Origin of the sequence: Brachybacterium squillarum M-6-3, from assembly GCF_000225825.1 — a bacterium.
GTDB classification, from domain to species: domain Bacteria; phylum Actinomycetota; class Actinomycetes; order Actinomycetales; family Dermabacteraceae; genus Brachybacterium; species Brachybacterium squillarum.
The window spans coordinates 675,718-696,626 of record NZ_AGBX01000007.1; the positions used below are offsets into that span (position 1 = coordinate 675,718).

Genomic DNA, 20,909 nt, shown 5'->3' on the forward strand with positions numbered 1-20,909 from the left:
GCCCGGACGTCCGGGCTCAGAGCTGTCGGATGACCTTCGCGGGGCTGCCGACGGCCAGCGAGTTCGCCGGGATGTCCCGCGTGACCACGGCCCCGGCGCCGATCACGGAGTCGTCCCCGATGGTGACGCCGCCGGCGATGATGGCGCCGCCGCCCACCCACACGTTGTCGCCGACCACGATGGGCTCGGCGGCCTCCCAGCCGGCGCGGCGGGGCTCCGCCTCGAGCGGGTGGATCGGGGTGAGCAGCTGGATGTTCGGGCCGAACTGGCAGCCGGCGCCGATGCGCACCTCCACCACGTCCAGCGCGGTGAGGTGGTAGTTCACGAAGGTTCCCGGGCCGATGGAGATCTGGGTGCCGTAGTCCACCTGCAAGGGCCCGCGCACGTGCGCCCCCTCCCCCAGCTCGGCGAACAGGCCGCGCAGGATCTCCTGGGAGCCGTCCGGGTCGGTGGGGTAGGCCGCGTTGAAGCGGGCGACGGTCTCCAGGCCGTGCCGGAAGGCCTGCTGGATGGCGGGGTCGTCGGCGATGTACCAGTCCCCCGCCTGCATGCGCTCCATCGCGGGGCGGGGGTCGTGCTCGTCGATCTCGAAGGGCTTCATGGCTTCAGGGTAGAGCGCGGCGCCGGGGCGGCTCTCAACGATCCAGACGCATGCCCAGGGTCGGGGCGGTGTCCACGAAGCCGAGGGAGCGGTAGAGCCGCTGCCCGGGCGGGTCGGCGAGCAGGGTGATGTACGGGTCCGGCTCGGCGGCGTCCTCGATGCGGGCCAGCAGGTCCTCCATCACGGCGCGGCCGAGGCCGCGGCGCTGGTGGGCGGGGTCGGTGGCGACGTCGGCGAGGTGGAAGTACCAGCTGCCGTCGCCGATCACGCGGCCCATTGCGGCCAGCTGCCCCTCCGGCCCGCGCACGATGGTCCAGGCCCAGCTGCGCTCGATCGCACCGACGGCCTGGACCGGGGTGCGGGGGCTGAGGCCGGCATCGCGGCGCAGCGCCACGTACTCCTCGACGCCCGGCGGCTCCGCGACGAGGCGGTAGCCCGCGGGCAGTGGGCGAGACTCGGGGGCGGTGTGCTCCATCTCCGGCATGCCCCGATCGTGCCATCCCGGACCGATGGCCGATACTCGGGGGATGCGCATCGAGCCCCGGCACCCCGCGGACACGGACCGCTGCCCCTGCGGCAGCGGCGACACCTTCGGCTCCTGCTGCGGGCCGCTGCTGCGCGGCGAGCGCCGCGCCTCCACCGCCGAGGCGCTGATGCGCTCGCGATACACCGCCTACGCGACGCAGGACGCGGATCACCTGCTGCGCTCCTGGCTACCCCGCACCAGCCCCTCCTACGACGAGCTGACGGCCTCGCTGGCCGAGGAGATGCGCTGGCTGCGGCTGGAGATCCGCGCCACCGAAGGTGGGGGCCCCTTCGACGTCGAGGGCGTCGTGGAGTTCACGGCGATCTGCCGCACCCCCGAGGGGCGGCGGGAGCTGCGCGAGCGCTCCACCTTCACCAAGGTGGACGGCGCCTGGCAGTACGTGGCCGGGGAGCTCACGGACGTGCCCGGCCGCCGCGAGGGACGACCGGGCACGGGGCCTCGCTGAGCGGGGGTCAGCCGCGGACGGCCTCGATGGTCTCGGCAACCTTCTTGTTGGCCTGCTTGCGGGCCTCCTGAAGGCTCTTGCCGGCCTCGTCGCGCGCATTGTCGACCTTCTTGCCGGCCTGCTTGCGGGTCTTGGCGGCCTTCTTCCCGGCCTGCTCGCGGTTCTGCTCGACGCTCTTGCGGACGTCGGCGATCGCCTTGTCTGTGTTCTTCCCGGCCTCCTTGATGGCGCGCTCGAGGCGGGCCGAGGGGGTGCGCTGCGCGGCCCGGTGCCGGGACAGGGCGACCACCCCGGCGATGCCGCCGCCGATCACGGCGAGGCCGATGACGCCGCCCGCGATCGCCACGGGCAGCGACACGGGGGACTTCTCGTCAGCGGCGTCGGTAAAACCCTTCACGGACTCGACCAGCTCGTTCTTCCAGCGCAGCACCGCGTTCTTCGGGTTGACGCGGTCCACCAGCTCGTCGATGTCCGCGGCCAGGTTGTCCTGCCGGCGGTACGCCTCGTCGCGCATGTCGTCGAGGCTCTCCTTCTTGGCCACCACTGCCTCCAGGGGTCGTCGTGTAGATCAGGGTCGATCGTAGCGTGAGCGGGGCTCAGCCCTGGGCCGAGGCCAGGAAGTCCTCGGCGCCGCCGACCAGTTCGACGTGCCCGGTGGGGACATCGGCCGAGGCCATGCGGGCGACCTCGGCGGCGAACTCGTCGACGGAGTAGAGCCGACCGGCCGCCTCGCGGCGGGCCTCGAGCGCCCCGGGCTGGGCGCGGTTGAGCAGGGTGGCGGTGACGGTGCCCTCGATCATGTCGCCGGAGACGACGACGAAGGAGACGCCCTTCTCGCTCAGCTCGGGGATCCGCGCGGTCAGCGCGTCCTCGCCGGCGCGCTTGGAGCGGGCGACGGCCTCGTACTCGGGCATGGTCTCCACCTCGTGGATGAAGTGGGCCTGGTGGCTGGTCACGAAGACCACGCGGCCGCCCTCGGAGAGGTGCTCGAGGCCCGCGGAGAGCGCATCGGACTGGGCGTCGCGGTTCAGGCGCAGCGCGTAGTCCTCCCCCATCGAGGTCTCCATGCCGCCGGAGGCGTTCAGCACCAGCAGGTCCAGGGAGCCGAAGGTGTCCACGGCGGTCCGCATCAGGGTGCGCACGCCCTCGGCATCAGTGAGGTCGGCGCCGACGGCGACGGCCTTCCCGCCGGCGGCCTCGATCTCGGCGACGACCTTGTTCGCGCGGGGGGCCTTCTGGCGGTAGTTCACGACGACGTTCGCGCCCTGCTCGGCCAGCAGCTTCGCGGTGGAGGCGCCGACGCCTCGGGAGGAGCCGGTGACGACGGCGGTCTTGCCTGCGAGGGCGCTCATGGGGATGCTCCTGGATGGCTCGGGGACGCGCGGCGGGATGCGCGTTTCGTGACGTCAGGAGCCTACCGGTCCACCCCCTCCACTCGGGCTAGGCTGGGGCGACGCGCGAGTGGCGGAATCGGCAGACGCGCTGGATTTAGGTTCCAGTGCCTTCGGGCGTAGGGGTTCAAGTCCCCTCTCGCGCACTCCCGAGGACGAGGACCGCCCCGGACGAGGAGACGGCAGCATGCCGGAGACCGGCAGGACGGCGAGGGGGCTGTTCCTCTCCCCGTAGGCCGCCGTGCACCTGCCGCCGCCGGTCACGCTCTGCCTCGAGGCCGTGCTGTTCCTCGGGGTCGGCCTCGGGCTGGCACTCACGGGCGCCGTGACGGTCGCGGCCTGCGGGGTGGCGATGTGGGCCGCTGATCGACTGCTCCTCGCCCTCGTCCGGTCCTGACCCACGCAGCTCGCCCCGCAGCACCGTCTCGGCGGCGCGGAACGCCCCGATGTACGCTGATCGGGGCCGTGTCCCGACGGTCCTCCCCGCGCGATCAGGAGCACACTCCGCATGACCCGCATCGGCCTCGTCCGGCACGGCCAGACCGACTACAACCTGCGCGGCCTGTTCCAGGGGTCGAGCGACATGCCGCTGAACGACACCGGCCGGGAGCAGGCGCACCACGCGCTGGACCACGTGCCCGCGATCGCCTGGGACGCGGTGGTCACCTCCCCGCTGCGACGCGCCGAGGAGACCGGCCGGATCATCGCCGCCGATCATGGCCTGGACTTCGCGGGCACCGACCCGCGACTGGTCGAGATCGACTGGGGCGTCGCCGAGGGCCAGCCGGTCGCCGAGATGGAGGAGCGCTACCCCGGGCGCAGCTTCCCCGGCCGCGAAGAGCTGCAGGACGTCGCCGACCGCGCCGCGGCCGCCATCGACGACCTGGCCGACAACCGCCCCGGGCAGGACGTGCTGGTCGTCGCCCACGGCACCCTGATCCGGCTGCTGCTCTCGGGCGTGACCGGACAGCACCTGCCCTCGATCCCCAAAGGCACCCTGTCGCAGATCGAGGCCGAGGACGACACCTGGACCGTGGCCATGGTCGCCGGCGAGGAGGTCGACCTGCCCTCGCGGGAGGTCCCCCGGGTGCGCACCCCGCGCTTCGACCTGGAGTCCCACCACCTGGCCCCGCACGACCTCACCGCCGGCCGCGACTGACCACGACCGCCGCCGCCCGCGCCGTCCCCGCCGACCCGAAGGAGCATCCGTGAACCACACCGCCGTCGACGCCGAGGGAGCCTGGTTCGACCCGGAAAGGATCGCCGAGCTGCGCCGCCGGCTTCCGATCCCCTACGTGGACGTGGTGCCGGTGCGCACCGACGTCGACGGGACCGTGAGCGAGGTGGGGCTGCTGCTGCGCGCTTCCGGCACCGGCCGCATCGTGCGCACGATCATCTCCGGCCGGGTGATGGTGCACGAGACCCTGCGCGAGGCCATCACCCGGAACATCGAGAAGGACCTCGGCCCGATGTCGATGCCGAGGATCCCCGCCTCGCCGGTGCCGTTCACGGTGGCCGAGTACTTCCCCACCCCGGGCCAGTCGCTGTTCACCGACCCCCGTCAGCACGCCATCTCCCTGGCCTACCTGGTGCCGGTGGACGGGCAGGCCGAGCCGCAGGAGGACGCCCTGGAGCTGGCCTGGCTGCCGGTGGCGGAGGTGCTGGACTCCTCGATCCTGGAGGAGATGGAGGGCGGGCACGACATCATTGTGCGCCGCGCCCTCGCCCACGCCGGTCTGGTCTGACCGACGGGGCGAGGGGCGCGCCGGCCCGACGGTCGACTCAGGCCAGCAGCGGGGCGACCCGCGTCGCGAGCGCCCGGAAGGCCCTCCCCCGGTGGGAGATGGCGTCCTTCTCGGCCGGGTCGAGCTCCGCGGAGGTGCGGGACTCGCCGTCCGGCAGGAACAGCGGGTCGTAGCCGAAGCCGCCCTCGCCTCGCGGGGCGGTGAGCAGCCGGCCCGGCATCTCCCCGCGCTCCACGATCTCCTGGCCGTCCGGGGTGGCCCAGGCGGCGGCGCAGACGAAGCGCGCCCCGCGGTGCCGCTCCGGGATGTCGGCGAGCTGGGCCAGCAGCAGCGCGTTGTTCGCGGCGTCGTCCCCGTGGCGGCCGCTCCAGCGGGCCGAGAGGATGCCGGGGGCCCCGCCGAGCACGTCCACGGCCAGGCCGGAGTCGTCCGCGACGGCGGGCAGGCCGGTGGCCGCGGCGGCCGCGCGGGCCTTCAGCAGGGCGTTGCCCTCGAAGGTGACCTGGTCCTCCACCACGTCGGGCAGGTCGATCCCCGCGGAGGAGACGACGGCCTCCTCGGCCAGTCCCGGCACGGCGGCGGCGAGGATGCGCTGCAGCTCCCGCAGTTTGCCGGCGTTGTGGGAGGCCAGGACCACCCGGGCTCCCGCGGGGAGATCGCTCGGCGCCATCAGGCGAGCACGTCGCGCTGGATCTGCGCGAGGGAGGCGCAGCCGCCCTCGGCGAGGTCCAGCAGGGCGCCCAGCTCGGTGCGGTCGAAGGGGGCGCCCTCGGCGGTGCCCTGCACCTCCACGAAGCTGCCGGAGCCGGTGACCACGACGTTCATGTCGGTCTCGGCCGTCACGTCCTCGCGGTACTCGAGGTCCAGCAGCGGGCGGCCGTCGACGATGCCGACGCTGATGGCGCTCACGGAGTCGGTGAGCACCTCGCGGGTGACGGGGATCGAGGCGTGGCGCTTGCCCCAGGAGATCGCGTCGGCGAGGGCCACGTAGGCGCCGGTGATGGCGGCGGTGCGAGTGCCGCCATCGGCCTGCAGCACGTCGCAGTCCAGCTGGATGGTGTTCTCCCCCAGCGCCTCGAGGTCGATGATCGCGCGCAGGGAGCGGCCGATCAGGCGGGAGATCTCATGGGTGCGGCCGCCGATCTTGCCCTTCACGCTCTCGCGCTGGGAGCGGGAGTCGGTGGCGCGCGGCAGCATCGCGTACTCGGCGGTGACCCAGCCGGAGCCGGAGCCCTTCTTCCACCGCGGCACGCCCTCGGTGAAGGAGGCGGCGCACAGCACGCGGGTGCGGCCGAACTCGATCAGGGCGCTGCCCTCCGCGTGGTCGAGCCAGCCGCGCTGGATGCGCACCTCGCGCAGCTGATCGGGGGTGCGGCCGTCCACGCGGTCGCCGGCGGGGGTGGTCGGGGTCGCGCTCATCGAGCGGATCCTCCTCAATCTCGGTGCTGGGACACCTCGAGGATATCCATCGGCGCGACCAGCCGGATCGGCCCCTCGTGCACCGCGCGGGCCTCGGCCAGCGGGATGGCCGGATCGGTCCAGGCGGGGATGTGGGTGAGGGCGAGCTGCTTGGCCCCGGCACGGGCGGCGCTCTGCCCCGCCCGCCGGCCGGTGAGGTGCACGCCGGCGAAATGGTCGTCACGGCCCTCGATGTAACCGGCCTCGCAGAGGAACAGGTCGGCGCCGACGGCGAGCTCGTCCAGGGCCTCGCAGGCGTCGGTGTCGCCCGAGTAGACCAGCACCTCCTCGCCGCTGGTGATGCGGAAGGCGTAGGCCTCGACGGGGTGGACGACGGCGCGGGCCTCGAAGCTCAGCGGGCCGACGGTGAAGATGGTGCCCTCGGTGAGGGCGTCGTAGGCGAAGGGAACCGTGTCCACGCCGTCGGGCACGGCGCCCTCGCGGCAGAGCACGGCGGCCAGGCGCTGCGGCAGCTCGGCCGGGCCGTACACGGGCAGCTGCGGCAGGTCGTCGCGCTCGTGATAGGCCCAGAAGACCTCGAGCCCCGTCATGTCCAGGAAGTGGTCGGGGTGCAGGTGCGAGATCACCACCGCGTCCAGCTCGGTGGGGTCGATGAGGCCCTGCAGCGGCCCGAAGGCGCCGGAGCCGAGGTCCATCAGCACCCGCCAGGTGCGCCCCGCGGCGTCCGTCTGCTCGATCAGGTAGCTGGAGGCGGCGCCGGTGGGGCCGGCGAAGCTGCCGCAGCAGCCGACGACGTGGACCCTCACGGGACCACCACCGGCAGGGTCGCCGTCATGGTGACGGCCGGGCCGAGGAAGCGCCGCGAGAGGCGGGCGAACATCGAGGGGGTGCCGTCCGCCGGGGCCGTCTCCGCGAAGACGTGCCCGGGGGGACGCGGGTCGGTGCGCTCGATGCCGCCGGCGCGGAGCTGGCGGTACACGTCCAGCGCGGTCTCCTCGGCGGAGGATACGAGGGTGACCTCAGGACCCATCACCACGCTGAGGGGGCCGGCGAGCATCGGGTAGTGGGTGCAGCCGAGCACCAGGGTGTCCACCCCGGCCTCCTTCACGGGCGCCAGGTACTCCTCGGCGACCTCGATGATCTCCCCGCCGTGGGTCTCGCCGCGCTCGACGAACTCGACGAAGCGGGGGCAGGCGGCGGAGGTGACCTCGAGCGCGGGGGCCGCGGCGAAGGCGTCCTCGTAGGCGCGGGAGGAGACGGTGGCGCGGGTGCCGATCACGCCGATGCGGCCGTTGCGGGTGGCGGCCACCGCGCGGCGCACGGCCGGCTGGATCACCTCGACGACGGGCACGTCGTATCGCTCGCGGGCGTCGCGCAGCACCGCGGAGCTGGCGGTGTTGCAGGCGATGACGAGCATCTTCACCCCGCGCTCGACCAGGCTGTCCATGATGTCCAGGGCCAAGGAGCGGACCTCGGCGATGGGCCGGGGGCCGTAGGGGGTGTGGGCGGTGTCCCCGATGTACACCAGCTCCTCCTGCGGGAGCTGGTCGAGGATGGCGCGGGCGACGGTCAGACCTCCGACCCCGGAGTCGAAGATCCCGATCGGCGCGTCGCTCGTCCCCACCTCACTGTTCATTCTCCCCACGCTAAGGGGATCCTTGCCGCCGGTCAGTGACGGCACGCTCAGTGGGGCGAGGCTCACAGCCCGGGCCGGAGGTCCCGGGGCGCCTCAGTCCATCGAGCGCAGCAGGCTCTCCTGCAGCCAGCTCAGCAGCTCGTAGACGGCGATCACCACGTCGGAGCCGACGTGCTCCTCGTCCTCGCCGCCGTCGGCGCCCTCCACCTGCTCGCCGATCTGCTGCATCATCCGCACGGTGTCGAAGTCGCCGTCGCGCTGCACGCCGAGCCGGTCGGCGAGCACGATCCGCACGTCGTTCAGGGCGCGCAGCATGGTCACGGCGTCGTCCTCGTCGACCTGCACCTCGCCGTGGCCGGGACCGGCACCGTCGAGCACCTCCACCACCCGGTGCAGGTCGGCGAGCTTCGCCTCGGCGAGGTCCTGCTGGCCGAGCCGCCGGTACTCATCCGCACTGGCGGCGTCCTCGGCGGCGGCGGGGAACAGCCGGCTCACGGCGGAGTCGGAGGGCTCGCGGGCACTGCGCCCGGCGAACTCGGCCTCGAGGCGCTGCAGCGGGTCCTCGCTGTCGGCGGCGCGACGGATCGCCCCGGTCCCGGCCTCGACCCCGAGGTCGGTGCGGATCAGGTCGGCGGTCTCCTGCGCGACCTGCGCGATGATCGCCTTCTCCTCGCCGTCCAGACGGCAGGCCAGCAGGCCGTCGCCGCGGCGGCGGAACGCGTGTGCCATCAGTCCTGCCCGGTCTTCTCGAAGGTGGCCCGCAGGCCGTAGGTGTGCATCGCCTGGACGTCCCGCTCGACCCGCTCGCGGGAGCCGCGGGAGACGATCGCCCGACCCTCCTCGTGCACCTGCCGCATGAGCTGCTCGGCGCGGGGGCGGGAGTAGCCGAAGTGGCGGCGGAAGACGAAGACGACGTAGGTCATGAGGTTCACCGGGTCGTTCCAGACCACGGTGCACCAGGGGCCGTCGACGGCGCGGGCCTCGTCCTGCGCGGCGGCGAGGTCCACGGCGCCCGGAGAGGCGGAGGACGCGGAGGCGGAGGCGGAGCGCGACATCGCGGGGGTCGTCAGCCAGGGGCTCATCGTCATCTCCCTCCGCTACGGCTCGCCCCGCGGCGGGTGCGGCCCGCGGGATCGCGTCGATTCTACGGTCCGCGACCTGGACGGGGCATCCGTGCACAGCGCGGGACCGGGCCCGGACCCACTACGGTGGTGCGGTGACCACCGCTCTGCTCACCGACCTGTACGAGCTGACGATGCTGCGCGCCGCCCGCGAGGCCGGCACCGCGCAGCGCCGCTGCGTCTTCGAGGTCTTCACCCGCTCCCTGCCCGAGGGCCGCCGCTACGGGGTGCTCGCGGGCACCGACCGGGTGCTGCGGGCGATCGAGGACTTCCGCTTCTCCCCCGAGGACCTGGACTTCCTGCACTCGACCGGCACCCTGGACGAGGACACCCTGGCCTTCCTCGCCGACTACCGCTTCACCGGCGACGTCACCGGCTATGCGGAGGGCGAGCTGTTCTTCCCCACCTCTCCCGTGCTGCGCGTGGAGGGCAGCTTCGCCGACGCGGTGATGCTGGAGACGGTGGTGCTCTCGATCCTCAACCACGACAGCGGCGTCGCCTCGGTGGGCTCGCGGATGGTGACCGCCGCCCGCGGGCGCCCCTGCATCGAGATGGGCGGGCGCCGGGTGCACGAGCAGGCCGCCGTCGCCGCGGCTCGCGCCGCGCACCTGGTGGGCTTCGCCTCCACCTCGAACCTGGCCGCGGGCGCCCGCTACGGGGTGCCCGTGGCCGGCACCGCCGCCCACGCCTTCACCCTGCTGTTCGACCACGAGGCCGAGGCCTTCCGCGCGCAGATCTCCGCGCAGGGCGCCGGCACCACGGTGCTGGTGGACACCTACGACGTGCCCTCCGCGGTGCGCGCGGCCGTGGAGATCGCCGGGCCCGCGCTCGGCGCGGTGCGTCTGGACTCCGGGGACCTGCGCGCCCAGGCCGGGATCGTCCGGGCCCTGCTGGACGAGCTCGGCGCCCACGACACCCGCATCACCGCCACCAGCGACCTGGACGAGTTCCGCCTGGAGGAGCTGGCCGGGGTGCCCGTGGACGGCTACGGCATCGGCACCCGCCTGGTCACCGGCGGCGGCCACCCCGCCCCCGGCTTCGTCTACAAGCTGGTGGAGCGCGAGGGTGCCGACGGCACGATGCAGCCGGTCGGCAAGCGCTCGGAGGACAAGGCCACCCTCGGCGCCGGCAAGAGCGCCTACCGGATGCTGGTCGGCGAGAGGGCCCGCGCGGAACTGGTGCTGCCGGGCGAGGCGGAGGTCGCCGAGTTCGAGCGGGAGCTGACCACGGCGCTGCTGGACCGCAACGCCGCCCCCGCCTGGCGCCGCGCCACCCTGCGTCCGCTGCAGGTGCCGCTGATCCGGGACGGCCGACGGGTCGAGGAGGCCTCCCCCGCACAGGCGCTGGCGGCCGCGCGGGAGCGTCACCGCACGTCGCTGGCGGAGCTGGGGCTGCGGCCCGAGGACGGCCCGGACGGGCCCGCCGCGATCGGCACCGTCACCGACGGCGCCGAGGCCGCTCGCGTGCTGGGCTGAGTCCCTCCCGCACCCCTCCCCCGCGTCGACCGTCAGCGGCGTCCGACGAACCAGCCGCGCACGACGTCGATCCGCTCCTGGATCTGCTCGGCGCTGGCCTGCGCCACGGCGGGGCCGCCGCTGCGGGAGCGCAGCGCCGAGTGCACCGAGCCGTGCGGGGTGCCGGACTTGCGCGACCAGGCCGAGACCAGGGAGCTGAGCTCCTTGCGCAGCTCCATCAGCTGCCGGTGGTCCACCGCGCGGGGCTGCTCGGGGCGGGAGGCGCCGCCGGAGCGCTTGAGACGCTCCTGCTGCTCGGCCTGGTGCTGCTGCAGCACGGTGCGCATCTGATCGGCGTCCAGCAGGCCGGGGATCCCCAGGAAGTCCTGCTCGTCCTCGCTGCCCTCGACGCCGCCGGAGCCGTACTCGCCGCCGTCGAACAGCACCCGGTCGAAGCTGGCCTGCGACTCGAGGGCCTCGAAGGACATCTCGAGCTGGTCGGAGGCCTGCTCGGGCCGGTTGGCCTGCTCGATGAGGGACTCGTCCAGCCCGGTCTCGGCGTCGCCGGCCTCGGGGCGGGCGTCGAGCACATGGTCGCGCTCGTCCTCCATCGCGGAGGCGTGGGCCATCAGGATCGGCACCGAGGGCACGAACACGCTGGCGGTCTCGCCGCGGGTGCGGGAGCGCACGAAGCGGCCGACGGCCTGGGCGAAGAACATGGGGGTGGCGGTCGAGGTGGCGTAGACGCCGACCGACAGCCGCGGCACGTCCACGCCCTCGGAGACCATGCGCACCGCGACCATCCAGCGGTCGGTGGAGGCGGAGAAGTCCTCGATGCGCTTCCCGGCCCCGACGTCGTCGGAGAGCACCACGGTGGGCTCCTCGCCGCAGATCTCCCGCAGGGTCGCGGCGTAGGCGCGGGCGGCCTTCTGGTCGGTGGCGATCACCAGGCCGCCGGCGTCGGGCACGTGACGGCGCACCTCGGTGAGGCGGCGGTCGGCTGCGGCGAGCACCGCCTGGATCCACTCGCCGTTCGGGTCCAGGGCGGTGCGCCATGCCTGCTGGGTGATGTCCTTGGTCTCGAGCGCCCCGAGCTGGGCGGAGACCTCGTCGCCGGTCTTGGTGCGCCAGTGCATGCGACCCGAGTAGGTCATGAACAGCACGGGGCGCACCACGTGGTCGCGCAGCGCCTCCCCGTAGCCGTAGACGTAGTCGGCCTTGGAGCGCAGGAAGCCCTCGCCGTCCTCCTCGTACTCCACGAAGGGGATCTGCGAGGAGTCCGAGCGGAAGGGGGTGCCGGTCAGGGAGAGCCGGCGCACGGCCGGGTCGAAGGCCTCCCGCACGCCGTCGCCCCAGGTCAGCGAGTCGCCGGCGTGGTGGATCTCGTCGAGGATGACCAGGGTGCGGTCGGCCTCGGTGCGGGCGCGGTGCAGGGCCGGGTGCATGCCGACCTGCGCGTAGGTCAGGGCCACGCCCTGGTAGTGGCTGCCGTGGGCGCCCTGCGCGTTGGAGAAGTTCGGGTCCAGGGAGATGCCGACGCGGGCGGCGGCATCGGCCCACTGGGTCTTCAGGTGCTCGGTGGGGGCGACGACGGTCACCCGGCGCACCGTGCCCTCGGCGAGCAGCCCGGCGGCGATCTGCAGGGCGAAGGTGGTCTTGCCGGCGCCCGGCGTCGCCACCGCCATGAAGTCCTTGGGCGCGCGGCTGCGGTACATCTCCAGCGCCTCGGCCTGCCAGGCGCGGAGCTTGGGCACGGTGCCCCAGGCGGCACGCTCCGGGTAGGCCGGCGGGAGCGACCGGGCGGCGGCCTGGGAGGGCTGGCGCGGGTCGTGGGTGCTGGGGTGCGAGGGAGTGGGATTCACGGCGTGGACCACCGTACCGCCGGGCCCCGACGAACCTTCGTCACCGCGGGTGTGAGGAAATCGAGGACGGCGAGGACGACCCCGCCGCCGCCCCCGACGGCCCCGTCCCGTCAAGTCAGCGGCGCCCGCCGAACAGCCCGCGGAAGCCGCCGCCGCGCCCCGAGCCGCCGGAGCCGCCCTGGCCGTCGCCGCCGTCGTTCGGCTGGCGGATACCGTCGTAGATCTCCTTGCACTGCGGGCAGACGGGGTACTTCTCGGGGTCGCGCCCGGGCACCCACACCTTGCCGCACAGCGCGATCACGGGCGAGCCGTCGAGGGCCGCCTGGGTGATCTTGTCCTTGCGCACGTAGTGGGCGAAGCGGTCGTGGTCGCCGTCGTCGGTGCGCTCCTCCCGCTCCTGCAGGTGCCGGTCCAGGACGGCGGTGGAGCCGGGCGCGGCGCCGGGCTGGTCCTGGTACGGATCCGTGCGCGAGGGATCGGAGGTGGAGGCGGCGGGGCGGGCGAGGGACGAGCGGTGCGCGGACATGGGTGCTCCCTGGTGCCGGGGCGGTCGGAGGTCTGCTCCGAGGGTAGCCGAGCCCCGCCCGCTGCCCTGTCGGGGTCGGGTGGGACAATCCTGCGCATGGATGCGCTCTCCGAGTTCTTCAGCCGCCTGCCCGCCGAGGTCCGCCGGGCGGGCGGGTCGCTGCCGGCCCGGGCGGCGGTGCTGGTCCTCGCCCTGGTCGCGAACGTGGGCTTCTACCTGCCCTCGATCCCCGCCGCGGCGCCCGGCGCCGGGGTGCCGGGGGTCGACAAGATCGTGCACGTGGGGGTGTTCGCGCTGACGGTGTGGGCGGCCGGGCGGCTGCTGGCCCCGGCGCAGCGCTTCCCGATGGGCTGGGTGGTGCTCGCCGCGATCGCCCACGCCCTGCTCATCGAGGTGATCCAGGCGGCGCTGCTGCCGGAGCGCTCGGCCGACGGGGCGGACCTGCTCGCCGACCTCGCGGGCGTGGCTCTGGGCCTGGGCATCCGGGGGGCAGAACGTGTCTGGCGGGAGCGCACGAAGCCGCGTCCTTCGACGAGGTCGAGGAGTTCGAGGACGCGCGATGACCCCTGACCGGGAGGCGGTGCGTGCCGCCCTGGAATCGCTGCTCGCCGAGCTCACCGCCGCGGCCCGGCGGGAGCCGGTCGCCGGTGCCGCGCCGAGCGGTGCCGCACCGATGGAGGGCGCGGTCGGTGCGGTCGCCGCGGTGGACCACCCTGCCTGGGCGGAGGGCCCCGTGGTGCTCGCGGCCGGGCGGACCCATCTCCCGGGCACCCGCCCCGAGCCCCCGGCCCCGGTCTCTCCCGCCACCCGGATGGATCTCGCCTCGGTCACCAAGGTCGTCACCGCGCTCACGGCGCTGCGGCTGGTCGAGGACGGCGTGCTGGATCTCGACGCCCCGGTCGCCGAGACCCTGGACGGCTCCGATCCGCGGATCACCGCCCGCCACCTGCTCACCCACACCGCGGGCCTTCCGCCGACCCTGCCGCTGTGGGAGGCGCCCGACCGCGAGGCCGGCCTCGCGAGGGTGCGCACCGCGGCCCCGGTCACGGAGCCCGGCACCGTCCACGAGTACTCCTGCATCGGCTTCATGCGACTCGGGCTGCTGCTGGAGGCCCTCACCGCCCGCCCGCTGCCGGAGCTCGCCCGCACGCTGGTGCTGGAGCCCACCGGTGCCGCGGGCGCGCACTGGATCGGCACGCCCCGCGGCACCGTGCCGGAGCCGCTGACCGCGGCGGCGACGGAGGCCGGGGACGTGCCCGGCCGCGGCACGCCCCGCGGCGCCACGCACGACGAGGCGGCCTGGGCGCTGGGCGGCGTCGGCAACGCGGGGATCCATGCGGACATGGCGGCGCTGCTGGCGATCGGCCGGGGGCTCGCGGACCGCTCCCCCGGACTCGCGCTCTCCCCCGCCTCCCACGCGCTCCTGCGCACCGATCAGCTCCCGGCCGGGGTCACCACGGGCCAGGCGTGGCGACAGGGGCTCGGGGTGCGCCTCGACCAGGACGTCGAAGCACCGGACCCGGCCGCACCGGTGCTCGGGCACAGCGGCTTCTCCGGCGCCACCGTGGGGGCCGAGCCGGGCTCGGGGGTCGTGTGGGCGCTGCTGAGCAATCGGGTACACCCCGACCGTCGATGGTTCACGGTCGAGGGCGCCCGGCGCCGGCTCGCGGCGCTCGCGCTCAGCCGTTGATGCTGATCTCGTCCGCGTAGACCGCGGAGATCGCCCCGGTGATGGTGTCCACGGTGCCGGCCTCCTCGCGGGCGGCCCGCTCCACGGCGCCGGCGACGGCCTTGGTCACGCCGTCGTGGAAGACGCTGGGCACGATGTAGGTGGGGTTCAGCTCCTCCGCGGTGACGACGTCGGCCAGGGCGTTGGCGGCGGCCAGCAGCATCCGGTCGTCCACCTTGGTGGCGTGGGCGTCCAGCAGGCCACGGAACACGCCGGGGAAGGCCAGCACGTTGTTGATCTGGTTGGCGAAGTCGCTGCGGCCGGTGGCGACCACCTCGGCGCGCTTGGCGGCCTCGGCCGGGTCGATCTCCGGGGTGGGGTTGGCCATCGCGAACACCACGGAGCGCTCCGCCATGGTGGCGACGTCCTCGGCACTCAGGATGTTGCCGGCGCTGACGCCGATGAACACGTCGGCCCCGGCGATGGCGTCCTGCAGGGTGCCGGTGAGCTCGCGGGGGTTGGTGACGTCGGCGATCCAGGGCAGGCGCCCCTCGAGCTGGGGGCGGTTCTCGTGGACGATGCCGTCGACGTCGGTGACGACGATGTCCCGGGCCCCGGCGGCACGCAGCAGACGCAGGATCGCGGTGCCCGCGGCGCCGGCCCCGGAGAGCACGATGCGGGCGGTGCGGATGTCCTTCTCGACCACGCGCAGGGCGTTGCGCAGGGCGGCGACGACGACGATGGCGGTGCCGTGCTGGTCGTCGTGGAAGACGGGGATGTCGAGCTCGGCGCGCAGGCGGTCCTCGATCTCGAAGCAGCGCGGCGCGGAGATGTCCTCGAGGTTGATGCCGGCGAAGACGGGAGCGATGGCCTTCACGTGCGCCACGATCTCCTCGACGGTGTGGGCGTCCAGGCAGATCGGGAAGGCGTCGATGTCGGCGAAGCGCTTGAACAGGGCGGCCTTGCCCTCCATCACGGGCATCGCCGCGAGCGGGCCGAGGTCGCCGAGGCCCAGGATCGCGGAGCCGTCGGAGACGACGGCGACGGTGTTGCGCTTGATGGTGAGGCGGCGGGCGTCCTCGGGGTTGTCGGCGATGGCCTTGACGACGCGGGCCACGCCCGGGGTGTAGACCATCGAGAGGTCGTCGCGGTGGCGGATCGGCACCTTCGACTCGACGGTGAGCTTGCCGCCGATGTGGGCGAGGAAGGTGCGGTCCGAGACCTTGCCCAGCTCCACGCCGTCCAGCTCGCGCAGGTCGTCGACGACCTCCATCGCGTGGTCGTGACCGGCGGTGAGCACGGTGATGTCGGCGCGCATCCGCTCGGGGCCGGAGGCGGAGACGTCCAGGGCGGTCACGGTGGCCCCGTGCTGCTCGATGCGACCGGTGATGTCGCTGACGGCGGCGGAGCGGGCCTCGAACTCGAGGCGGATCGTGATGGAGTAGCTGACGGAGGGAGACGGTGACATGAGGCACAGCGTATCGACCGCGACGGCTCCGTGGGTGCGCTCCGAGGCGCGCCGCCGCGATCAGTCGGTGTAGGGCTCGACCTCGTCGGCGTAACGGTCCCAGAGGGCCTTCGCGGCGGGGATCTGCTCGGCGTAGCGCTCGGGGTGGGCGGAGGCCTGCACGGTCTGCGCGGCGGCGCCGAGGTCGCCGGAGGCGTAGTGCGGCACGGCCTGCAGCAGGCCCGGGCAGGAGGAGTGCTCCCCGAGGCCCAGGAAGGCGTCGACGGCGCGCTTCTTGTGGCGCACCTCGGCCTCGCTGCCCCAGCCCATCGAGGGGCGCTGCTGGAACATGCCGCCGGAGTCGAGGTCGACGGCGGGCTCGTAGTTGTACAGCCAGGCCTCGACGATGGCGGTGGCGAGGGTGATCTGGGCGGCCTCGGCGTCGAGCTCGTGCCCCTTGATCACCGCGATGATGAACTTCGCGTTCTGCTCCTGCCACTCGTCCATGGCGTCGAGGGCGAAGAACTCGCGGGTCTCGGCGCGGGTCAGGAACTCCTCGGACCACTGCCCGTCCTCGCCCTCGGCGGGGGCGGCCAGGGCGGGGGCGGCGGTCTGGCCGACGACGGCCAGGCCGAGCGTGCCGGCGGCGGCGAGGACGAGGTGGCGACGGGAGAGCACGGCGGGGCAGAGCGACATAGGGGGCACCTTCGGGGGCCTGGGGGAACGGTGAGGGCGGCGGTGGCCGCCCGGGTCCGAATGGGCACCCTCGACGCTACGGACGCGGAACCCCGCAGTGAACTGCACCGTTGTCGTTCCCGAGCGGGAATCGGGCCGCCCTTTGCCCGCCCATGAACTCCTTGACCGAGCCGCTCCCAGCCTCCCGTGACCTGATCGTGACCGGTCAGCGCGGCGAGCCGGGCCGCCGGACCGGGGACGGGTCGTCGCCGCAGGTGGCCCCCGCACGTCCCGGGCAAAACCTTCGTCAGACCGCCCGGACTGTGGCCCCGGTCACTCAGAGGGCCGCGATGGCGCTGCGGATCCGCTTGTCGGAGACCGTGTACCGGGTGCCGAGGGACTGCGCGAACAGACTGAGGCGCAGCTCCTCGAGCATCCAGTCGATCTCCTGCACCGCGGCCTCGCGGCGGCGGGCGGTGCTCAGCCCCGCGCGGACCTGGTCCCAATACTCCTGCAGGCTCTGGACCTGCCAGCTCAGCTGCTCGTCGCGGCGCGGGTTCTCGGGCAGCTTCTCCAGCCGCAGCCGGTCGGCCTCGAGGTAGCGGCGCAGGTCCGGCAGGTGCGCGATGCCGGTGCGGGAGACGAAGCCGTCGCCCAGCAGCGACGCGGCGTGCTCGCGGATGCGGGTGAGCTGGCCGAGCACGGACAGTGCCGGCACCCGGGAGATCTCCTTCTGCAGCTTCCCGTTCACGGCGAGCGCGGCGGCGGCGTCCTTCACGGCGCCCGCGGCGACCTCGTCGTGGGAGGCCCGCAGCCGTGCCAGCACCGCGGCGAACTGCTCGGCGGTGCGCACCTCCTCCTGGCCCAGCAGGTGGTCGGTGGCGGCGCGGGAGGCATCGGCCAGCAGGGCGGCGGTGGAGGCGTAGTCGGAGCCGGCTACGGCCAGCTTGGTGGGGTTGGGCAGGGCGTTCAGCACGGCGCCGAGGTCGGTACCGAGCGCCCGGTCCAGCAGCGCGATGACGCCCTCGCGGTGGGCGAGGGTCTGCTCCTCCGCGGTCGCGAGTACGGCGAGGTCCACCCGGGTGACGCGGCCGTCCGGCCCGCGGCGGGCCACCAGGGCCGGGTAGCCGGTGACCTTCAGGCCGCCCACCTCGGAGGTGTGGGTCGCGGGCACGCCGCCATCCGGGAAGGCGGTCAGGTCGGTGCGGGCCAGCTCGTCGCCCTGGGTGGAGACGGCCGTGTCCATGCGGCGTTTGAGCTGGGCCTTCAGCGCCTCGAGGTCGTCGCCGGCGCCGATCTGGCGGTTCTTCTCGTCGACCACCCGGAAGTGCATGCGCAGATGCGCGGGCAGCCGGCTCACGTCGAACTCGGGGCCGTACAGCGGGAGGTCGTCGGGCACGCCGGGCAGGCCCACCAGCTCGTCGGCGACGGCCTCGAGGAAGGGCTCGCCGCCGTCGGGGTCGTCCTCGTGGAGGGTGCCGGCGACCTGCTTGGCGCGCTCGGGGGCTGGCACCAGGTGGCGCCGGATCGGCTTGGGCAGGGAGCGGATCAGCTCGGTGACCAGCTGCTCGCGCATGCCCGGCACCAGCCAGTCGAAGCCGCGCGGGGTGAGGCGGTTCAGCACCGCCAGCGGCACGGTGGCGGTGACTCCGTCGGCGCCCTTCGCACCGACCTGGCCGAAGGCGTAGCTGAGCGGCAGGGTGATGTCGCCCTGCCGCCAGGAGTCGGGGAAGTCCTGGGCGAGGTGCTCGACCTCGGCGTCGGGGGCCAGCAGGTCCTGCTCGGTGAGGGTGAGCAGGTCCGGGGTCTCGTGGCGCTGCTTCTTCCACCAGGTGTCGAAGTGACGGCCGGAGACGACGGAGGCGGGGATGCGGGCGTCATAGAAGCGGAACAGCTGCTCGTCGGAGACCAGCAGGTCGCGGCGGCGGGTCTTGGCCTCCATCTCCTCGAGCCGGGCGATCAGCGCCTGGTTGTCGCGGAAGAAGTGGTGGCGGGTGCGCCAGTCCCCCTCGACGAGGGCGTGCTGGAGAAAGATCTCGCGGGCGGCCTCGGGGTCGATGCGGCCGTAGCCGACGACGCGGTCGGCGACCAGCGGCACCCCGAACAGGGTGACCTTCTCGTGGGCCATGGCGCTGGCGCGCTTGGAGGACCAGTGCGGCTCGGAGTGGGAGCGGCGCACCACGTGGCCGCCGATCTCCTCGGCCCAGGCCGGGTCGATGCGGGCGGCGATGCGGCCCCACAGCCGGGAGGTCTCCACCAGCTCGGCGGTCATCACGTAGTCGGGGCGGCGCTTGGCGAGCACCGAGCCGGGCCACAGCGCGAAGCGGGCCCCGCGGGCGCCGGAGTACTCGCGGCTGCGCTCCTCGTAGAGGCCGACGTGGGAGAGCAGACCGGACAGCAGGGACTGGTGGATCCGCTCGGGGGAGGCGGCGTCGTCGTTGCGGCGCAGCCCCACGTCCTTCGCCATGTCGCGCAGCTGGGCATGCAGGTCCCACCACTCGCGGATCCGCAGGTAGTGCAGGTGCTGGCCGCGCACCTCGCGGCGGAAGGCCGAGGAGGAGAGCTCGTCGCGGCGCTCCTGCAGGTGGTTCCAGAGGTTCAGGGCGGTGAGGAAGTCGCTGGTCTCGTCGTCGAAACGGGCGTGCTGCTGGCGGGCCTGCTGCTCCTGCCCGAGCGGCCGCTCACGGGGGTCCTGGATGGAGAGGAAGGCGACGATGACCAGCACCTCGCGCAGGGCGCCGAGGCGGTCGGCCTCGATCAGCATCCGCGCCATCCGTGGGTCCAGGGGGAAGCGGGCCAGGCGCCGGCCGACCTCGGTGAGGCGGCGGCCGCCGGGGGCCTGCGGGTCGGCCTCGATCGCGCCGAGCTCCTCCAGCAGGCGCACGCCGTCGGTGATGGCGCGGCTGGCGGGGGGCTCGACGAAGGGGAAGGACTCGACGTCGCCCAGGCCGAGGTCCGTCATCAGCAGCACCACGGAGGCCAGGGAGGTGCGCAGGATCTCCGGCTCGGTGAACTCGGGGCGGCCGGCGAAGTCCTCCTCGGAGTACAGGCGGATGGCGATGCCGGGGGCGGTGCGGCCCGAGCGGCCGGCGCGCTGGTTCGCGCTGGCCTGGGAGATCGCTTCGATGGGCAGGCGCTGCACCTTGGTGCGCTGGGAGTAGCGGGAGATGCGGGCGAGGCCGGAGTCGATGACGTAGCGGATGCCCGGCACCGTCAGCGAGGTCTCGGCGACGTTGGTGGCCAGGATGATCCGGCGGTAGGTGCCGGCGGGCGGCGGGGAGAAGATCTTCTGCTGGTCCTGGGCGGAGAGCCGGCCGAACAGCGGCAGCACCTCCACGGGCAGGGCGCCGCGGCCGCGGGTGCCCCGGGCCAGGTGCGCGGTGAGCGCCTCGGAGATCTCCCGGATCTCCCGCTCGCCGGGCAGGAAGACGAGGATGTCGCCGGGTCCCTCGCCGGTCAGCTCGTCGACGGCGTCGGTGATGGCCTGGGTGAGGTCCCGCTCGATGGAGTGGATGTCCTCGAGCTCGTCGATCTCCTCCCCCATCGCCTCGGCGAGCTCGGCGTCCAGCACCAGCGGGCGGTAGCGCACCTCGACGGGGTAGGTGCGGCCGGAGACCTCGATGATCGGCGCCGGCCGCTCCTCGCCCGAGGGCAGGCGGGTCGCGAAGTGGGCGGCGAAGCACTCCGGGTCGATGGTCGCCGAGGTGATGACGATCTTCAGGTCGGGGCGTTCGGGGAGGATCTGGCGCAGGTAGCCGAGGATCACGTCGATCGTGAGGGACCGCTCGTGGGCCTCGTCGATGATGATCGCGTCGTAACGGCGCAGCAGGCGGTCGCGGGCGATCTCGGCGAGCAGGATGCCGTCGGTCATCAGCTTCAGCCGGGTGCCGCGGGAGGTCTCCTTGGTGAAGCGCACCTGGTAGCCGACGGTGCCCTCCCCCAGCGTCTCGCCCAGCTCGGCGGCGATGCGCTGGGCGACGGAGCGGGCGGCGATGCGTCGCGGCTGGGTGTGCCCGATCAGCTTCCCGTGCTCGCCGTAGCCGAGCTCGAGCAGCATCTTGGGGATCTGGGTCGTCTTGCCGGAGCCGGTCTCGCCGGCGATGACGACCACCTGGTGCTCCCGCAGGGCCTGGAGGATGTCCTCGCGGCGCTGGGTGACCGGCAGCTCGGCAGGATAGTTCAGCGCGCGCACGGACACGGCGGACTCAGGGCTCGGGCGGTCGGTCATGGTGGACCAGCCTAGAGCGCGTCGTGGCGGGCGACCAGCGGTTTCCGCTCCCGGCGCAGGTCGCGGGGCCGCGGCCGGGTGCAGGTCACAGCGGGGGCACAGCTCGGATCGGGGCGGGGCACAAGCCGGGGTCGGAGAGTACG

General features: G+C 73.7%; 21 protein-coding genes and 1 tRNA gene. 7 read left to right on the forward strand and 15 right to left on the reverse strand.

The features are described 5' to 3' along the window. Window positions 1-16 precede the first annotated feature (16 nt). The gene (locus OM98_RS12745) at window positions 17-601 is read right to left on the reverse strand and encodes a sugar O-acetyltransferase (RefSeq protein WP_010535016.1); all 585 of its coding nucleotides are present in this window, start codon (window positions 599-601) and stop codon (window positions 17-19) included. A 34-nt stretch (window positions 602-635) separates the two neighbouring features. Then, the gene (locus tag OM98_RS12750; protein WP_010535017.1) at window positions 636-1,085 is read right to left on the reverse strand and encodes a GNAT family N-acetyltransferase; all 450 of its coding nucleotides are present in this window, start codon (window positions 1,083-1,085) and stop codon (window positions 636-638) included. A gap of 43 nt (window positions 1,086-1,128) precedes the next feature. On the opposite strand from OM98_RS12750, the gene OM98_RS12755 reads away from it, so the two are divergent. After that, a complete protein-coding gene (locus OM98_RS12755) occupies window positions 1,129-1,593 on the forward strand; it encodes a YchJ family protein (RefSeq protein ID WP_010535018.1) in 465 nt (154 codons plus the stop codon). Between the two features lie 7 nt (window positions 1,594-1,600). Here OM98_RS12755 and OM98_RS12760 read toward each other — a convergent pair whose 3' ends face one another. After that, window positions 1,601-2,134: a hypothetical protein gene (locus tag OM98_RS12760; RefSeq protein WP_010535019.1), complete on the reverse strand. Its 534-nt coding sequence runs from the start codon at window positions 2,132-2,134 to the stop codon at window positions 1,601-1,603. 55 nt (window positions 2,135-2,189) lie between these two features. Beyond that, the gene (locus tag OM98_RS12765; RefSeq protein ID WP_010535020.1) at window positions 2,190-2,945 is read right to left on the reverse strand and encodes an SDR family oxidoreductase; all 756 of its coding nucleotides are present in this window, start codon (window positions 2,943-2,945) and stop codon (window positions 2,190-2,192) included. Between the two features lie 103 nt (window positions 2,946-3,048). Between OM98_RS12765 and OM98_RS12770 the strand changes: the two genes are divergently transcribed. From OM98_RS12770 to OM98_RS12780, 3 genes are all read left to right on the forward strand, one after another. Then, window positions 3,049-3,130, forward strand: a tRNA-Leu gene (locus OM98_RS12770). A 362-nt stretch (window positions 3,131-3,492) separates the two neighbouring features. Next, complete coding sequence (locus OM98_RS12775; RefSeq protein WP_010535021.1) at window positions 3,493-4,143, forward strand: histidine phosphatase family protein; 651 nt, start codon at window positions 3,493-3,495, stop codon at window positions 4,141-4,143. A gap of 49 nt (window positions 4,144-4,192) precedes the next feature. Next, entirely contained in the window at window positions 4,193-4,729 is a 537-nt protein-coding gene (locus tag OM98_RS12780) for an NUDIX hydrolase family protein (RefSeq protein ID WP_010535022.1), read from the forward strand. A gap of 37 nt (window positions 4,730-4,766) precedes the next feature. On the opposite strand, the gene rdgB is transcribed toward OM98_RS12780, so the two are convergent. From rdgB to clpS, 6 genes are all read right to left on the reverse strand, one after another. Further along, window positions 4,767-5,399 (reverse strand): RdgB/HAM1 family non-canonical purine NTP pyrophosphatase, encoded by a 633-nt coding sequence (gene rdgB, locus OM98_RS12785; RefSeq protein ID WP_033195172.1) that lies wholly within the window; start codon window positions 5,397-5,399, stop codon window positions 4,767-4,769. Next, window positions 5,399-6,148: a ribonuclease PH gene (rph, locus tag OM98_RS12790; RefSeq protein ID WP_010535024.1), complete on the reverse strand. Its 750-nt coding sequence runs from the start codon at window positions 6,146-6,148 to the stop codon at window positions 5,399-5,401. The genes rdgB and rph overlap by 1 nt, the downstream gene beginning before the upstream one ends. Window positions 6,149-6,162: 14 nt before the next feature. Beyond that, a complete protein-coding gene (locus tag OM98_RS12795; protein ID WP_010535025.1) occupies window positions 6,163-6,954 on the reverse strand; it encodes an MBL fold metallo-hydrolase in 792 nt (263 codons plus the stop codon). After that, window positions 6,951-7,784 (reverse strand): glutamate racemase, encoded by an 834-nt coding sequence (gene murI, locus OM98_RS12800; RefSeq protein WP_010535026.1) that lies wholly within the window; start codon window positions 7,782-7,784, stop codon window positions 6,951-6,953. Before murI ends, OM98_RS12795 begins: the two co-directional genes overlap by 4 nt. Before the next feature lie 93 nt (window positions 7,785-7,877). After that, complete coding sequence (locus tag OM98_RS12805; RefSeq protein WP_010535027.1) at window positions 7,878-8,513, reverse strand: DUF2017 family protein; 636 nt, start codon at window positions 8,511-8,513, stop codon at window positions 7,878-7,880. Continuing rightward, on the reverse strand, window positions 8,513-8,866 hold the full coding sequence (gene clpS, locus OM98_RS12810; protein ID WP_010535028.1) for an ATP-dependent Clp protease adapter ClpS: 354 nt from the start codon (window positions 8,864-8,866) through the stop codon (window positions 8,513-8,515). The genes OM98_RS12805 and clpS overlap by 1 nt, the downstream gene beginning before the upstream one ends. Window positions 8,867-9,000: 134 nt before the next feature. Between clpS and OM98_RS12815 the strand changes: the two genes are divergently transcribed. Next, the gene (locus OM98_RS12815) at window positions 9,001-10,380 is read left to right on the forward strand and encodes a nicotinate phosphoribosyltransferase (protein ID WP_010535029.1); all 1,380 of its coding nucleotides are present in this window, start codon (window positions 9,001-9,003) and stop codon (window positions 10,378-10,380) included. A gap of 32 nt (window positions 10,381-10,412) precedes the next feature. Here OM98_RS12815 and OM98_RS12820 read toward each other — a convergent pair whose 3' ends face one another. Then, on the reverse strand, window positions 10,413-12,221 hold the full coding sequence (locus OM98_RS12820; RefSeq protein ID WP_083837785.1) for a DEAD/DEAH box helicase: 1,809 nt from the start codon (window positions 12,219-12,221) through the stop codon (window positions 10,413-10,415). Window positions 12,222-12,336: 115 nt separating this feature from the next. Beyond that, complete coding sequence (locus OM98_RS12825) at window positions 12,337-12,747, reverse strand: DUF3039 domain-containing protein (protein WP_010535031.1); 411 nt, start codon at window positions 12,745-12,747, stop codon at window positions 12,337-12,339. Window positions 12,748-12,843: 96 nt separating this feature from the next. Here OM98_RS12825 and OM98_RS14890 point away from each other — a divergent pair, with 96 nt between their 5' ends. Continuing rightward, the gene (locus OM98_RS14890; protein ID WP_010535032.1) at window positions 12,844-13,317 is read left to right on the forward strand and encodes a VanZ family protein; all 474 of its coding nucleotides are present in this window, start codon (window positions 12,844-12,846) and stop codon (window positions 13,315-13,317) included. Then, window positions 13,307-14,437 (forward strand): serine hydrolase domain-containing protein, encoded by a 1,131-nt coding sequence (locus tag OM98_RS14895; RefSeq protein WP_010535033.1) that lies wholly within the window; start codon window positions 13,307-13,309, stop codon window positions 14,435-14,437. The genes OM98_RS14890 and OM98_RS14895 overlap by 11 nt, the downstream gene beginning before the upstream one ends. Here OM98_RS14895 and OM98_RS12840 read toward each other — a convergent pair. From OM98_RS12840 to hrpA, 3 genes are all read right to left on the reverse strand, one after another. Further along, on the reverse strand, window positions 14,427-15,884 hold the full coding sequence (locus OM98_RS12840) for an NAD-dependent malic enzyme (protein ID WP_010535034.1): 1,458 nt from the start codon (window positions 15,882-15,884) through the stop codon (window positions 14,427-14,429). The genes OM98_RS14895 and OM98_RS12840 overlap by 11 nt on opposite strands. A 60-nt stretch (window positions 15,885-15,944) precedes the next feature. Continuing rightward, entirely contained in the window at window positions 15,945-16,559 is a 615-nt protein-coding gene (locus OM98_RS12845; protein WP_010535035.1) for a hypothetical protein, read from the reverse strand. A gap of 316 nt (window positions 16,560-16,875) precedes the next feature. Next, entirely contained in the window at window positions 16,876-20,766 is a 3,891-nt protein-coding gene (gene hrpA / locus OM98_RS12850; RefSeq protein WP_010535036.1) for an ATP-dependent RNA helicase HrpA, read from the reverse strand. Window positions 20,767-20,909: the final 143 nt, after the last annotated feature.

Excerpts from the sequence above, each read along its gene's own strand:
- OM98_RS12745 (WP_010535016.1), bottom strand. The coding sequence starts at position 601 with ATGAAGCCCTTCGAGATCGACGAGCACGACCCCCGCCCCGCGATGGAG.
- OM98_RS12750 (WP_010535017.1), bottom strand. The coding sequence starts at position 1,085 with ATGCCGGAGATGGAGCACACCGCCCCCGAGTCTCGCCCACTGCCCGCG.
- OM98_RS12755 (WP_010535018.1), top strand. The coding sequence starts at position 1,129 with ATGCGCATCGAGCCCCGGCACCCCGCGGACACGGACCGCTGCCCCTGC.
- OM98_RS12765 (WP_010535020.1), bottom strand. The coding sequence starts at position 2,945 with ATGAGCGCCCTCGCAGGCAAGACCGCCGTCGTCACCGGCTCCTCCCGA.
- OM98_RS12775 (WP_010535021.1), top strand. The coding sequence starts at position 3,493 with ATGACCCGCATCGGCCTCGTCCGGCACGGCCAGACCGACTACAACCTG.
- rdgB (WP_033195172.1), bottom strand. The coding sequence starts at position 5,399 with ATGGCGCCGAGCGATCTCCCCGCGGGAGCCCGGGTGGTCCTGGCCTCC.
- rph (WP_010535024.1), bottom strand. The coding sequence starts at position 6,148 with ATGAGCGCGACCCCGACCACCCCCGCCGGCGACCGCGTGGACGGCCGC.
- murI (WP_010535026.1), bottom strand. The coding sequence starts at position 7,784 with ATGAACAGTGAGGTGGGGACGAGCGACGCGCCGATCGGGATCTTCGAC.
- OM98_RS12805 (WP_010535027.1), bottom strand. The coding sequence starts at position 8,513 with ATGGCACACGCGTTCCGCCGCCGCGGCGACGGCCTGCTGGCCTGCCGT.
- clpS (WP_010535028.1), bottom strand. The coding sequence starts at position 8,866 with ATGAGCCCCTGGCTGACGACCCCCGCGATGTCGCGCTCCGCCTCCGCC.
- OM98_RS12825 (WP_010535031.1), bottom strand. The coding sequence starts at position 12,747 with ATGTCCGCGCACCGCTCGTCCCTCGCCCGCCCCGCCGCCTCCACCTCC.
- OM98_RS14890 (WP_010535032.1), top strand. The coding sequence starts at position 12,844 with ATGGATGCGCTCTCCGAGTTCTTCAGCCGCCTGCCCGCCGAGGTCCGC.
- OM98_RS14895 (WP_010535033.1), top strand. The coding sequence starts at position 13,307 with ATGACCCCTGACCGGGAGGCGGTGCGTGCCGCCCTGGAATCGCTGCTC.
- OM98_RS12840 (WP_010535034.1), bottom strand. The coding sequence starts at position 15,884 with ATGTCACCGTCTCCCTCCGTCAGCTACTCCATCACGATCCGCCTCGAG.
- OM98_RS12845 (WP_010535035.1), bottom strand. The coding sequence starts at position 16,559 with ATGTCGCTCTGCCCCGCCGTGCTCTCCCGTCGCCACCTCGTCCTCGCC.
- hrpA (WP_010535036.1), bottom strand. The coding sequence starts at position 20,766 with ATGACCGACCGCCCGAGCCCTGAGTCCGCCGTGTCCGTGCGCGCGCTG.